The sequence below is a fragment of the Brevibacillus sp. FIR094 genome (assembly GCF_050477165.1).
Lineage (GTDB): Bacteria > Bacillota > Bacilli > Brevibacillales > Brevibacillaceae > Brevibacillus.
On sequence record NZ_JBEAES010000026.1, the window covers coordinates 59017 to 72315 of the forward strand.

14 protein-coding genes are annotated in these 13299 nt (G+C 50.0%); all 14 read left to right on the forward strand.

Annotation, left to right across the window (positions count from 1 at the left end):
* Position 1 precedes the first annotated feature (1 nt).
* The 14 genes from uvrA to ACQ5DJ_RS21405 all read left to right on the forward strand — a co-directional run bounded on the left by uvrA (position 2) and on the right by ACQ5DJ_RS21405 (position 12948).
* Positions 2–2869: an excinuclease ABC subunit UvrA gene (gene uvrA, locus ACQ5DJ_RS21340; protein ID WP_429844205.1), complete on the forward strand. Its 2868-nt coding sequence runs from the start codon at positions 2–4 to the stop codon at positions 2867–2869.
* Positions 2870–2936: 67 nt separating this feature from the next.
* Complete coding sequence (locus ACQ5DJ_RS21345) at positions 2937–3566, forward strand: HD domain-containing protein (RefSeq protein WP_429844206.1); 630 nt, start codon at positions 2937–2939, stop codon at positions 3564–3566.
* A gap of 39 nt (positions 3567–3605) precedes the next feature.
* Entirely contained in the window at positions 3606–3974 is a 369-nt protein-coding gene (locus ACQ5DJ_RS21350; protein ID WP_174225144.1) for a phage holin family protein, read from the forward strand.
* Positions 3975–4129: 155 nt separating this feature from the next.
* On the forward strand, positions 4130–5065 hold the full coding sequence (gene hprK, locus ACQ5DJ_RS21355; RefSeq protein ID WP_144618909.1) for an HPr(Ser) kinase/phosphatase: 936 nt from the start codon (positions 4130–4132) through the stop codon (positions 5063–5065).
* 15 nt (positions 5066–5080) lie between these two features.
* Entirely contained in the window at positions 5081–5584 is a 504-nt protein-coding gene (locus ACQ5DJ_RS21360) for an acyltransferase (protein ID WP_429844207.1), read from the forward strand.
* Between the two features lie 146 nt (positions 5585–5730).
* Positions 5731–6906 carry an ATP phosphoribosyltransferase regulatory subunit gene (locus tag ACQ5DJ_RS21365; protein WP_429844208.1) on the forward strand — a complete coding sequence of 392 codons (1176 nt, stop codon included), beginning with the start codon at positions 5731–5733 and terminating at the stop codon, positions 6904–6906.
* Positions 6907–6909: 3 nt separating this feature from the next.
* Positions 6910–7557 (forward strand): ATP phosphoribosyltransferase, encoded by a 648-nt coding sequence (gene hisG / locus ACQ5DJ_RS21370; RefSeq protein WP_144618915.1) that lies wholly within the window; start codon positions 6910–6912, stop codon positions 7555–7557.
* Positions 7558–7576: 19 nt separating this feature from the next.
* Positions 7577–8875, forward strand: a complete 1299-nt coding sequence (gene hisD, locus ACQ5DJ_RS21375; RefSeq protein ID WP_429844209.1) for a histidinol dehydrogenase — start codon at positions 7577–7579, stop codon at positions 8873–8875.
* Complete coding sequence (hisB, locus tag ACQ5DJ_RS21380) at positions 8872–9471, forward strand: imidazoleglycerol-phosphate dehydratase HisB (RefSeq protein WP_429844210.1); 600 nt, start codon at positions 8872–8874, stop codon at positions 9469–9471. Before hisD ends, hisB begins: the two co-directional genes overlap by 4 nt.
* A 1-nt stretch (position 9472) precedes the next feature.
* On the forward strand, positions 9473–10087 hold the full coding sequence (hisH, locus tag ACQ5DJ_RS21385) for an imidazole glycerol phosphate synthase subunit HisH (RefSeq protein ID WP_429844211.1): 615 nt from the start codon (positions 9473–9475) through the stop codon (positions 10085–10087).
* Positions 10084–10833, forward strand: coding sequence for a 1-(5-phosphoribosyl)-5-[(5-phosphoribosylamino)methylideneamino]imidazole-4-carboxamide isomerase (hisA, locus tag ACQ5DJ_RS21390; protein ID WP_429844212.1), 750 nt, complete (start codon positions 10084–10086; stop codon positions 10831–10833). Before hisH ends, hisA begins: the two co-directional genes overlap by 4 nt.
* Positions 10823–11581: an imidazole glycerol phosphate synthase subunit HisF gene (hisF, locus tag ACQ5DJ_RS21395; protein ID WP_429844213.1), complete on the forward strand. Its 759-nt coding sequence runs from the start codon at positions 10823–10825 to the stop codon at positions 11579–11581. Before hisA ends, hisF begins: the two co-directional genes overlap by 11 nt.
* Positions 11578–12222, forward strand: coding sequence for a bifunctional phosphoribosyl-AMP cyclohydrolase/phosphoribosyl-ATP diphosphatase HisIE (hisIE, locus tag ACQ5DJ_RS21400; protein ID WP_429844214.1), 645 nt, complete (start codon positions 11578–11580; stop codon positions 12220–12222). Before hisF ends, hisIE begins: the two co-directional genes overlap by 4 nt.
* Positions 12223–12381: 159 nt before the next feature.
* On the forward strand, positions 12382–12948 hold the full coding sequence (locus tag ACQ5DJ_RS21405) for a GNAT family N-acetyltransferase (RefSeq protein ID WP_429844215.1): 567 nt from the start codon (positions 12382–12384) through the stop codon (positions 12946–12948).
* Positions 12949–13299: the final 351 nt, after the last annotated feature.

Below are 13299 nucleotides of genomic sequence, written 5' to 3' on the forward strand. Positions count from 1 at the left end.
CATGCCATTAGAACATATTGTCGTAAAGGGTGCACGTGCCCACAATCTGAAAAATGTTGATGTAGTCATTCCGAGGGACAAATTCGTCGTTCTGACGGGTTTGTCTGGCTCGGGTAAGTCCTCACTCGCTTTTGACACGATTTACGCAGAGGGACAACGACGCTATGTCGAGTCACTGTCCGCATACGCCCGTCAATTTCTCGGGCAGATGGACAAGCCGGACGTGGATTCGATTGAGGGACTTTCCCCTGCGATCTCGATTGACCAGAAAACGACGAGCCGCAACCCTCGCTCTACGGTGGGGACGGTTACGGAAATCTACGACTATTTGCGCCTTTTGTATGCGCGTGTCGGGAGAGCGGTTTGCCCGGAGCATGGTATCGAGATCCAATCCCAGACCATTGAACAAATGGTCGATCGACTAATGGAGTATCCTGAGCGCACGAGAATGCAGATTCTCGCGCCTATGGTACAGGGACGCAAGGGAGAGCACGTCAAGCTGCTCGAAGACATCCGCAAGCAAGGCTTCGTCCGTGTGCGGGTCAATGGTGAAATTACCGATCTGTCCGAAGACATCAAGCTGGAAAAGAACAAGAAGCATAACATTGAGGTTGTCGTTGACCGGATCGTCGTGAAGCCGGATGCACAGGCGCGTCTCGCAGACTCCTTGGAAACGGCACTTCGTTTAGCAGATGGCAAGGTCATCGTCGATGTAATGGAGCAAGAAGAGCTGCTGTTTAGTGAAAAGCATGCTTGCGCGATATGTGGATTCTCCATCGGGGAGCTGGAGCCGCGGATTTTCTCCTTTAACAGTCCGTTTGGTGCTTGCTCGGAGTGTGATGGACTGGGTGTCAAATTGGAGGTAGACCCGGATATGGTCGTTCCCGATGCGACGAAGACGCTCGATGACGGGGCGATTGGCGCATGGGAGCCGAAGACTTCTACTTACTATCAACAATTGTTGGAATCAGCTTGCCGCCACTTTAACATTCGGATGGATGTGCCATACGAGGAGCTTACGGCAGCGCACCGACAAATCTTGATGTACGGCAGTGAAGGCGAGAAAATTCACTTCCGCTATGAGAACGAGTTCGGGCAAGTGCGTGAGGCGGTCGTACCGTTCGAGGGTGTCGTCATCAACCTGCAACGACGTCATCTGGAGACGAGCTCAGATTACATCCGTGAACAAATCGAAGGCTTCATGAGCCAAAAGGCGTGTCCTGTCTGCAAAGGCCAACGTTTGCGTCAGGAGAGCTTGGCGGTAAAGGTCGGGGAGCGCAGCATTTCCGAGCTGACTACGCTGTCGATTCTCGATGCGCATCAGTTTGTCGGTGGGCTAGAACTAACAGAGCGGGAAGCGAAGATCGCGAACCTGATCGTAAAAGAAATCAAGGCGCGACTGAACTTCTTGATTGATGTCGGACTGGATTACTTGACGCTGAGCCGTGCGGCGGGAACACTGTCTGGGGGAGAAGCGCAGCGGATTCGACTGGCTACGCAGATCGGATCTAGTCTGATGGGCGTTCTCTACATTTTGGATGAGCCGAGTATCGGACTGCATCAGCGGGATAACTCGCGTCTGATCAAGACGTTGGAGCATATGACCAAGCTGGGGAATACATTGATCGTCGTCGAGCATGACGAAGACACGATGATGGCCTGTGATTATATTATTGATATTGGACCGGGCGCCGGCATACATGGCGGTCAAATCGTAGCGGCAGGAACTCCGGATGAAGTCATGAAGGACCCTAACTCCTTGACTGGTGCCTATTTGAGCGGGCGCAAATTCATCCCTGTTCCGATGGAGCGTCGCAAGCCTTCGGACAAATGGATCAAGATTGAGGGCGCGAAGGAAAACAACCTGAAAAACGTCACTGCGAAGCTTCCTTTAGGTGTTTTTGTTGCCGTAACAGGTGTATCTGGTTCAGGAAAAAGTACGCTGATCAATGAAATTTTGCAAAAGACACTGGCGCGCGATTTGAATAAGGCAAAGGTGAAGCCAGGTGAGCATCGCCGTATCTTGGGACTGGAGCATTTGGACAAGGTAATCGACATCGACCAATCTCCAATTGGACGTACACCGCGTTCCAATCCGGCGACATATACAGGTGTCTTTGATGATATTCGCGACCTGTTTGCTTCGACCAACGAAGCCAAAGTGCGCGGCTATAAAAAAGGCCGCTTCAGCTTTAACGTCAAGGGCGGCCGTTGTGAAGCTTGCAGTGGTGACGGGATCATTAAAATCGAGATGCACTTTTTGCCGGATGTATATGTGCCTTGCGAAGTATGTCATGGCAAGCGCTACAATCGCGAGACGCTCGATGTAAAATACAAAGGCAAGAACATTGCAGATGTGCTGGAAATGACCATTGAGGATGGCGTAGAGTTTTTCCGCAACCTGCCAAAGATTGAGCGCAAACTACAGACGATTGTAGACGTAGGGCTAGGATACGTAAAGCTTGGGCAGCCTGCTACGACGCTCTCAGGCGGGGAAGCGCAACGTGTCAAGCTCGCATCTGAGCTGTATCGACGCAGCACAGGGCGTACGCTTTACATTCTGGATGAACCGACAACTGGTCTGCATACGGACGACATTGATCGTTTGCTGAAGGTACTGCAACGATTGGTGGAAAACGGGGAGACGGTGCTAGTCATCGAGCACAATCTCGATGTGATCAAGACGGTGGACTACATCGTAGATTTAGGTCCAGAGGGCGGTACCCGCGGCGGAGAGATTATCGGTACGGGTACACCAGAAGAAGTGGCACAATTGGAAGGCTCGTACACGGGTATCTATTTGAAGCCGATTTTGGAACGCGATAAAGAACGGACGAATGCCAAGCTAGAGCAATTCGTTTCGAAGTAATCGATAGACAGCCTCCCTGATTCAGGGAGGCATCTTTGCTAGGTGGGCGCATAGGGGGGAGGAAGAGATGGATTACGTAAAAGAAGCTCTCGCAGCACTACCTGCCGATCTGGTGGCACAAGCACAGAAGCGCTTTGATGGACAAGATCCTGCACACGATTGGCAGCATAATTTGCGTGTGATGGCGATGTGTGAGCGGATTGGTCGCGAGGAAGGGGCAGATATGGAAGTGCTGCGCCTCGCTGCTTTGCTGCATGACATCGGGAGAGCAGAAGAACGGCAAACAGGTGAGTGCCATGCAGAAATCAGCGCAAGACTAGCAGGGGAATGGCTCTCCGAACGTAATATAATGGAAGCTTTCATCTCGCGTGTACAGTCTGCAATTCTCGCCCATCGTTTTCGAAAAGAGAGACCTCCACATACCTTGGAAGAAAAGGTCTTGTTTGATGCCGACAAGCTGGATTCGATTGGGGCTATTGGAGTGGCTCGGGTTTTTGCTTATACTGGGGTTATTGGGCAACCCATCCAATCGGATGACCCCAATCAGCATACACCGTATAAGGAATACACTTGGAAGCTGCAGCGCATCAAAGACAAGCTTTTCACCAAGACAGCCCAGAAAATTGCCGAAGACAGGCATCGATTCATGACAACGTTTTTTGAGCAATGGGAATGGGAAGTAACGGGAATTCGTTAATCGCTGCGCGAAGGCAAGACTGTATAGGGGGAATGCACCATGAGCCGTTGGATAATCAAAATGCTTTTAAATGGGGCTGCGCTACTTCTGATCAGCAAGTGGTTCCATTCCATTCATGTCGCGAATTTCACAGTAGCACTATGGGCTACGTTGATTTTGGGAATGGTCAACACAGTGATTCGGCCGATTCTGCTGTTTTTTACTTTTCCCTTGCAAGTATTGACGATTGGTTTGTTCTGGTTTGTCATTAATGCCGTGACGTTCGCGTTGACTGCCTACTTTATTGATGGATTTGAAGTGGGGCCATGGCCTGACAACATTGGAACTGTCATCGTGGCAGCAGCACTGATGAGTATTTTTGGCTACCTCATTGAAGTTGTGGTAGGGATGAAAAGAGAAAAGAGATAGTATGCTCGAAAAAGCCCCGTATTCTCTGAAACGAGTCGCGGGGTTTTTGCCTAATAAGGATGCTCGGCCTTATTAGGTTGTCGTAAGTACAGAGGTTTCGATACAATAGAGACACAACCATAGGGACGGAAAATCCCATGTGAGGGGGAAGCTTCATGCGTAAGACGAATGTGAGCCATCTAGTGGACCATTTCAATATGACGATCTTGAGCGGGGAAGAGGGCTTGGGGCGTGAGATTACCGTAACGGATTTGAGTCGTCCCGGCCTGCAGTTAGCCGGTTACTATTCGTACTATGCGGAAGAGCGGATTCAATTGTTCGGCTTGACGGAAATCAACTTTTTTCAGACGCTGACCCCAGAGGAACGGCTGGAACGGATGAATTTTCTCATGCAAAGTCAGGTTCCTTGCTTCTGTGTGACCCGTAATCAGATGGTGCCTGAAGAGATGATTAACGTTTCCAATCGGTTAGGGGTACCTGTACTTCAGTCTCCGCTGGCAACGACGACGTTAGTCGGGAAAGTGACCAACTTCCTGGAGAATCGTCTTGCACCAACGACGACGATTCATGGGGTACTCACAGACATTTATGGCGTCGGCGTTTTGATTATGGGATCAAGCGGGATCGGGAAGAGTGAAGCCGCACTTGAGCTTGTAAAGCGTGGACACCGACTCGTAGCAGATGACGCAGTGGAGATTAAGCAGACACAGGGCGGGCAGCTAAGCGGTAGCGCTCCTGAGCTGATTCAGCATCTCTTGGAAATCCGCGGCGTGGGGATTATCAACATTATGACGATGTTTGGTGCGGGTGCCGTGCGCAATGTGAAGAACATCGAGATGGTTGTTCAGCTAGAGCTGTGGGAGCCACATAAAATGTACGAGCGGTTGGGGCTCGATGAGGAAACATTGAAGATCATGGATACCGAAATTCCGATTATTACCGTTCCTGTTCGACCAGGACGAAACTTGGCAGTCATTATTGAAGTTGCAGCGATGAACTTCCGTCTGAAACGGATGGGTTACAACGCAGCGATGCACTTCACACGCAAACAGTCGAATGCCATTTTAGAAGATGCTGATTCTGACTTGTAGGAGAAAGAGACGCATATGAGGAAGACAACACGTTATCCCGTAAATGGGGTAAACCCACTTTGGCACATGTATCAAACGGTTAGCTTCTGGAAAGTCATGAAAAACTTCATCGTCATCCAACTCTCCAGATATACGCCGATTGTTTCGTGGAAGAACTGGATGTACCGCACATTTTTGCGTATGGAAGTAGGCCAGCATAGTGCGGTAGCGCTGATGGTGATGATGGATATCATGTTTCCCGAGAAAATCAAGATCGGCCATAATTGCGTGATCGGATACAATACGACCATACTTGCGCATGAATATTTGATAGATGAATACCGTTTGGGAGAAGTGATTATTGAGGATGCTGTTCTGGTGGGAGCCAACACTACCATTTTGCCTGGAGTAACGATTGGTAAAGGGGCCATTGTCGCAGCGGGAACGGTTGTTCATAAAGATGTCCCGCCTGGTGCCTTTGTAGGTGGGAACCCCATGCAGTTCATTCGAACGAAAGCTTCAGAGGAAGAAGTGATGTAGCGTCTCTTCCTTTGTAATCAGCCGTCAGGTGTTTATCCTGGCGGTTTTTTGTTGACCTAAGATTCTCGTCGTGGTAATCTTCTTCATAACACTTTAGTTTGTTACCATATTAGCAGAGTAAAGCGAACGCAATGGAGGGAACAAAGATGGCAAAGCCGTTGGGATTCGAAAAGCCGCTCGGGATGAGGGATATACTGCCGGAATCACTGGCGAAACAACGGCACTTGGAGCGAGAGCTGAGGCAGTGTATCGAGAGATGGGGCTATGACGAAATATCCACACCCTCTCTGGAATACTTCGATACGGTAGGAGCAGCAAGTGCGACATTAACAGACCGGATGTTTCGCCTCCTGGATAAACAAGGCCACACCGTAGTCCTGCGTCCGGATATGACGACGCCTATTGCAAGGGTTGTTTCCTCCCTTTATAAAGATGTTGCATTGCCAATTCGGTTGTATTACCAGGCAAATGTGTTTCGGGCACAAGAAAAGGAAGCGGGACGGAATGCAGAGTTTTCTCAAACCGGGATCGAGCTGATCGGAGATGCGTCTGTCGATGCGGATGCGGAAGCCATTGCGCTTGCTGTGTTTTGCTTGCGGGCAGCGGGTGTAGAAACATTCCGCATTGCCATTGGGCATGTTGATTTCGTAGACGGACTTTTGGAGGAAGAGATTGAGGATGAGCTTATTCGCAATCAATTCCGCCAGTTTTTGTACGAACGGGACTTCGTTGGCTTCCGGCAGCTACTCGCGACAGTAGACATCCCTACGGAGGCAAAAAGCCGATTGGAATCCTTATTGCGCCTGCAAGGGGGAAAAGGGAAGATTGAGGTCGCCCGCGAGCTGGCAGGCAACGGAAAGGCAGGGAGGGCAGTCGAGACGATTGCTTCCTTGTGGGAGTCGTTAGAAGCCTACGGGGTGACAGAAGATTTGTTGATCGATTTCAATCTGATCATCAATTTGAACTACTATACAGGCGTTGTTTTTGAAGGATACGCTGCAGATTTGGGCTCCCCTCTATTGGGCGGAGGACGCTACGATCAATTGCTCTCCCAATTCGGGCGTGCTGCATCGGCCACAGGCTTTGCGATCAAGATGGATCGGCTGCTTCAGGTCACTCCTTTCGTAAAAAGGCAAGCACCTGCGCGAGTTTTGCTTGTTTACACGGAGGATTGCCGCGGCGCCGCTTTGGCAGAGGCACAGCAAATACGTGAGGACGGGCTCGTAGTAGTGACGCGTCTCGTCTCTAAAATAGATGAGAAACAGGTTGGACAAGAAGCGGGATTTACCAAGGTCATTTGCAGAACACAACAGGAGGAGTAGGAAATGGCACTCACGAAAAACGACCAAAAGCTGACGATCGCCATGCCAAAAGGGCGGATTTTTGAAGAGGCTGTCCATTTCCTCCAGCAGGCTGGCTTGCAGATCACTGCGGATCTACAAGATTCTCGTAAACTGATCATCCCTGTGGAAAATGCCAAGCTTGAATTCATTATGGCGAAGCCTACCGATGTTCCTACTTATGTCGAGTATGGGGTGGCTGACGTTGGAGTCGTCGGCAAGGATGTTTTATTGGAAGAAGAACGAGATGTTTATGAGCTGTTGGATTTGCATATTGGCTATTGTCGTATGATGGTAGCGGGTCTGCCAGATTGGAAACCGACGGAAGCGCTGCGTGTTGCGACGAAATATCCGAAGATTGCGTCACGTTATTTTCGGGAGCAGGGACAGCAGGTTGAGGTTATCAAGCTGAATGGTTCAGTAGAGCTTGCACCAATGATTGGACTGGCTGATCGTATTGTGGATATTGTCTCGACAGGTAGGACATTGCGGGAAAATGGCCTGGTCGAACTGGAGAGTATTTGTGAAATTACGACGAGGCTGATTGCCAATCGAGCCAGTTATCGGATGAAAAGTGAAGCAGTAGATGAGATCGCCGGAAAATTTTTAGAGGTCATTCCTCGTGGGAACTAGAGAAAAAGGGGAGACAGCTATGCGTATCATGTCAGCTAGCCAGTATGACGGGAAACGATCGGTAGATGCAGGGACGAGAGAACAGCAAGAAGCGGTGAAGGCGATCCTCACCTCGGTTCGCCAGCAGGGGGACGAAGCGCTGCGCTATTACACGGAACGATTTGATCGTGTGCTTCTACAAAACTTCCGTGTGAGCGAAGGCGAATTTGCAGAAGCAAGTGAGCTCGTTTCTCCTCAAGTAAAGGTGGCGTTGAAGGAAGCAGCTGATAATATACGGGCGTTTCACGAGCGGCAAGTGCGTCAGTCCTGGTTTACCACCAAAGAGAGTGGCACATTGCTGGGCCAGCTGATACGTCCATTGCAGCGAGTAGGGTTGTATGTACCAGGCGGAACGGCAGCTTATCCTTCCAGTGTATTGATGAATGCCATCCCTGCCAAAATTGCAGGTGTTCCAGAAGTCGTCATTACGACACCACCAGGAGCGGATGGGAAAATCAACCCTGCGATACTCATTGCGGCTCAAATCGCAGGAGTAACCGAGATATACAAGGTAGGTGGGGCGCAAGCGATCGCGGCACTGACCTACGGAACGGAGCAAATCAAAGCGGTTGATAAAATCGTCGGGCCTGGCAATATTTTCGTGGCACTGGCAAAGCGAGAAGTATTCGGACTGGTCAGTATCGACATGGTGGCAGGGCCTAGTGAAATTGCGGTGATCGCAGATGAAACGGCCAACCCGCGATACGTTGCGGCAGACCTGCTGTCTCAGGCCGAGCATGATCCGATGTCAGCCGCTATATTGGTTACGACATCGCAATCGTTGGCGGAGCAGGTGTCACAGGAAATGGAGCGACAGCTTGCCGATCTCCCACGCAAATCGATTGCGGAAGCGGCGATACGCGACTACGGTGCTATTTTACTCGTCGACGATCTAGATGAAGGGTTTGCCGTCATCAATCGCATCGCACCCGAGCATTTGGAAATCATGATGGCGGAGCCATTTGAGCATCTCGGAAAAGTGGAAAATGCAGGTGCGATTTTCCTCGGTCCATACAGCTCAGAGCCAGTCGGTGATTATTTTGCCGGTACCAATCATGTGATTCCTACGAATGGAACGGCGCGATTCTCCTCGCCATTATCCGTCGATGATTTTATCAAGAAGTCGAGTGTTGTTTCCTACAGCAAGCGAGATTTGCGAGACAATGGACATAAAATTGTGGCACTGGCCGAGCAGGAAGGATTGTCTGGGCACGGTCGAGCGATCCTTGCGCGATTGCGAGATTTTGAGACCGAAGAGCAGGAGAGTGAAAAGAGATGAGTGAAGGGAAACAACGTGCAGCACAGATCGAACGCAATACGAATGAGACGCAGATCGCGCTTTCCTTTGGTGTAGACGGCGCAGGTGAGAGCAAGCAAAATTCGGGTGTTCCCTTTCTGGATCATATGCTAGACCTGTTTACCCGACACGGACATTTTGACCTGACTGTCAAGGCAAAGGGAGATATCGAAATCGACTATCACCACACGGTGGAGGATATCGGGATTTGTCTTGGGCATGCTCTGCGGGAAGCGTTGGGAGACAAGAAAGGCATCAAGCGTTATGGAAATGCGTTTGTCCCGATGGATGACGCGCTCGCGCAAGTCGTCATTGATATCAGCAATCGCCCTCATCTGGAATATCGCGCAACGTACCCTGCGAATATGGTTGGTCAGTTTCCGACGGAGCTCGTGCGCGAATTTTTATGGAAGCTCGCACTGGAGGCGCGGATCAATCTGCATGTGATCCTGCACTACGGTCACAATACGCATCACATGATCGAGGCGATTTTCAAAGCGCTGGGCCGCGCACTGGATGAAGCGATGACGATCGATCCGCGTGTAAAAGGGGTCCCGTCCACAAAAGGGGTTTTGTAATATGATCGGCATCATCGATTACGGCATGGGGAATTTGTACAGCTTGAGCAAGGCGTTGGAAAGGCTGGGATATTCGTACGAGTTCGTCTCTCAGGCAGAGCGTCTGCAACAATATAGCGGGTTGATTTTGCCAGGAGTCGGGGCGTTCGGGGATGCTATCGCCAACATACGTGAGCTTGGATTAGAGCAAGCGATCAAGCGATTCGCAGCAACAGGTCGTCCAATCTTGGGCATTTGTCTCGGTATGCAGCTTTTGTTTGAGAAAAGTGCGGAGCATGGCGAGCATATGGGCTTGGGACTGCTCGGTGGTGAGGTCGTTCGTTTTCGCGGGGATTACAAGGTACCGCACATGGGCTGGAACCAATTGATGATAAAGAAAAAGCAACCATTATTAAACGGTGTGCAGGATGGCGATTACGTTTATTTTGTCCATTCATATCATGTCCTGTGTCAGTCTGATGTCTTGCTTGCGACGAGTGACTATCACCAGGAGGTCACAGCCATTGTGAATCGCGACAACGTATACGGTATGCAGTTTCACCCGGAAAAGAGCGGAGAGACAGGAATGCAACTGCTGCGTAACTTTGCCGTTCAATGCGAGGGGGTTTTGACATGAGCTTTATCGTTTATCCGGCGATTGATATTCGCGGGGGCAAGTGCGTTCGACTTTTCCAAGGAGATTACGAGCAAGAGACGGTGTACGCTGATTCACCGCTCGCGATGGCGCAGCGCTGGGTAGAGCAAGGAGCGTCCTGGGTTCATCTCGTAGATTTGGACGGGGCAAAAGAAGGCAAGCCTGCAAATGCAGCGCTCATCAAAGAGATAGCGCGCTCGATCTCTGTACCGGTGCAGGTTGGGGGCGGCATTCGAATAGAAGAGCAGATCGCGGACTATTTGGAAGCAGGCGTCGCGCGAGTGATTGTCGGGACTGCTGCTATCGAAGACGAGCCTTTTACGAAGCGAATTCTTCAAAACTATGGGGACAAAATCGCCATTGGTCTGGACTGCCGGAATGGACTAGTGGCTACCAGAGGTTGGTTGACCACGACAGATGTGCAAGCAACGGTGCTTGCCAAGCGGTTGGTTTCGTATGGTGCCGAGGCGTTTATTTACACCGATATCGCCCGTGATGGCACGATGACGGGACCCAATGTAGCAGAAATTGCAGCATTGGCGATGGCTACAGGTAAATCGGTGATTGCCTCGGGAGGCGTCAGCCAACTGGACGACTTGTTGACGTTGGCTGCTCATGCTTCGGACGGAGTCTCTGGCGCCATTGTTGGCAAAGCACTCTACACGGACGCTTTTACATTGGAAGAAGCGCTCCAGCGTATGGAGGGGCGTGAATCACATGCTGGCTAAACGAATCATCCCGTGTCTCGATGTAAAAGACGGACGGGTGGTAAAAGGCGTGCAGTTCGTCGGACTTCGCGATGCAGGAGACCCGGTTGAACTGGCAAAAAAGTATAGCGAAGAGAGAGCAGATGAGCTGATCTTTCTCGATATTTCTGCGTCCCACGAAGGGCGCAAGACGATGGTGGATGTCATCGAAAAAACGGCCGCCAACATCACAATTCCTTTTACGGTTGGTGGTGGCATTAACAGCGTCGACGATATGAAAAGGATATTGCGTGCGGGTGCGGACAAAATCTCGTTGAATACAGCGGCTGTTTTGCGCCCAGAATTAATCCGCGAGGGAGCGACGGTCTTCGGCTCACAATGTATCGTCGTGGCAATCGACGCGAGAAGTGTCGGGGAAGATCGCTGGGAAGTGTATACCCACGGCGGACGGAATGCGACGGGGAGAGACGTCATCTATTGGGCGCAGGAGACAGAAGCGTTGGGAGCGGGCGAAATCCTTTTGACCAGCATGGACGACGATGGAGAAAAGAAAGGCTTTGGACTCGAATTGACCAAGCGGGTATCAGAAGCGGTCGGAATTCCGGTCATTGCTTCTGGTGGAGCGGGCTCAAGGGAGCATTTTTACGATGTGCTGACGCAAGGAAAGGCAGATGCCGCGCTGGCCGCTTCCATTTTTCACTATGACGAGACGTCGATTCACTCGGTCAAAGAGTATTTGCAAACCAAAGGAGTTGTCGTACGACCATGACGGGAGCAGAAGAGTTTGCAGTGGAACAATTGCGTTTTGATGAAAAGGGTTTGCTTCCTGTCATCGTGCAGGATGCCGGAAGCAAGACAGTCTTGACGCTTGCCTATATGAATGAAGAATCGCTACAAAAGTCATTGGAGACCAAAGAAACATGGTTTTGGAGCCGTTCCCGACAACAATTGTGGCACAAGGGTGAGACCTCGGGTCATACACAGCGGATCGTCTCTATGCGGTATGATTGCGATGGAGATGCACTGGTTGTGATGGTCGAGCCGAATGGGCCTGCTTGTCATACGGGAGCTTACAGCTGTTTCTCGCAGGAAGTTCTCACCGATACAGATGATGAGCCAGTACAAGCAGATCGGTTTGCAATCTTGAGTGAGCTAGAAGAACTGATTGCTGCGCGCGAGGCAGAGCGTCCGGAAGGATCCTACACCACCTACTTGTTCGAAAGAGGTGTAGACAAAATCCTGAAAAAGGTCGGGGAAGAGGCTGCCGAGGTCATTATTGCAGCGAAAAATCGAAGTCGTGAGGAGCTGCGGTATGAGGCTTCTGATCTGATCTTTCACTTGATGGTTTTGTTACGGGAGCAAAAGCTGCCGCTGGATGAAGTGCTGACGGAGCTTCAGAAGCGTCGTTAACAAATAAAGTACTAACCACCTCTGTTTCCAGAGCGTGGTTTTTTTGTTAGAATTATCGGTATCTTACTGCGAAAGGTGTGGTGACCATGAATACATTCAAGTTCACTTCAAAACAAAGAGACTCTATTTTCAAACACCAATCGAAGGGTAGGATACCGAATGAACAAAGGGAATTTAGTAGAATTACGGCCAGTTATTGCTGAGGATATGGAGAGACTGTTCCATTGGCGCAACGATGAAGAAGCGGCCAAATGGGCAGCGGGCTCAGGTCTGGTAACCTATAGTTATGTTTCGCTCGACTCACTGAAAGCCATGTATGCGGAAAACGTTCGTGCTTCACGGCCGGATGATAAATTAAAGGGTTTTGTATTCTCAGTCTATACCTTGGATGGAGAGCACATCGGAAATTGTGATTACCGAGATGTGAATCCAATTACGCGGACAGCCACAATTGGCATTGCGATCATGGCGAAAGAGTACTGGAGCAAAGGCTTCGGTACAGATACATTGCGCCTCTTGCTCGACTTCCTCTTTTCCAAGCTGAACTTGAATCGGGTGCAGCTGGATACGTGGAGCGGAAATACGCGCGCCATTCGCGCTTATGAAAAATCAGGCTTTGTAATAGAAGGGCGACTGCGCCAAAATGAATATGTAGATGGGCAGTATTATGACACCATTATGATGGGGCTGCTGCGCGAAGAGTTTTACCAGCGAGAAAAGGAATAGATCCCACGGGCTGGGTTTCCTGCCAGCTAGCATTGGCTGCTGCTAGTAGAGATAATTGATAGAAAGAGCGAGATGTTTTTCTCGCTCTTTTTCCTTTCGTATCGCGGTATTTTAGCTGTTTCTCGTTTATCGATAAAAAAACTTTTAAAATCACTATTGATTTAGAGTTTTATATGTGATAGATTATTCCTTGTCGCCAAGAACGACGACAAAATACGAGAAAAGAAAACGAGATTCGATAAAAAACTTCTTGACTCGCAAATAACGAACGTGATAAGATATAAAACGTTCGACAAAAAATGCTCTTTGAAAACTGAACAGCGAAAGCGTTAATGAGTCTATCATTAAATG

Bases quoted from the DNA above. Each gene is read 5' to 3' on its own strand.
- hisIE (WP_429844214.1), top strand. From the start codon at position 11,578: ATGACGGGAGCAGAAGAGTTTGCAGTGGAACAATTGCGTTTTGATGAA.
- ACQ5DJ_RS21360 (WP_429844207.1), top strand. From the start codon at position 5,081: ATGAGGAAGACAACACGTTATCCCGTAAATGGGGTAAACCCACTTTGG.
- hprK (WP_144618909.1), top strand. From the start codon at position 4,130: ATGCGTAAGACGAATGTGAGCCATCTAGTGGACCATTTCAATATGACG.
- hisA (WP_429844212.1), top strand. From the start codon at position 10,084: ATGAGCTTTATCGTTTATCCGGCGATTGATATTCGCGGGGGCAAGTGC.
- hisB (WP_429844210.1), top strand. From the start codon at position 8,872: ATGAGTGAAGGGAAACAACGTGCAGCACAGATCGAACGCAATACGAAT.
- ACQ5DJ_RS21345 (WP_429844206.1), top strand. From the start codon at position 2,937: ATGGATTACGTAAAAGAAGCTCTCGCAGCACTACCTGCCGATCTGGTG.
- ACQ5DJ_RS21350 (WP_174225144.1), top strand. From the start codon at position 3,606: ATGAGCCGTTGGATAATCAAAATGCTTTTAAATGGGGCTGCGCTACTT.
- hisF (WP_429844213.1), top strand. From the start codon at position 10,823: ATGCTGGCTAAACGAATCATCCCGTGTCTCGATGTAAAAGACGGACGG.
- hisD (WP_429844209.1), top strand. From the start codon at position 7,577: ATGCGTATCATGTCAGCTAGCCAGTATGACGGGAAACGATCGGTAGAT.
- ACQ5DJ_RS21405 (WP_429844215.1), top strand. From the start codon at position 12,382: ATGAACAAAGGGAATTTAGTAGAATTACGGCCAGTTATTGCTGAGGAT.
- hisG (WP_144618915.1), top strand. From the start codon at position 6,910: ATGGCACTCACGAAAAACGACCAAAAGCTGACGATCGCCATGCCAAAA.
- uvrA (WP_429844205.1), top strand. From the start codon at position 2: ATGCCATTAGAACATATTGTCGTAAAGGGTGCACGTGCCCACAATCTG.
- ACQ5DJ_RS21365 (WP_429844208.1), top strand. From the start codon at position 5,731: ATGGCAAAGCCGTTGGGATTCGAAAAGCCGCTCGGGATGAGGGATATA.
- hisH (WP_429844211.1), top strand. From the start codon at position 9,473: ATGATCGGCATCATCGATTACGGCATGGGGAATTTGTACAGCTTGAGC.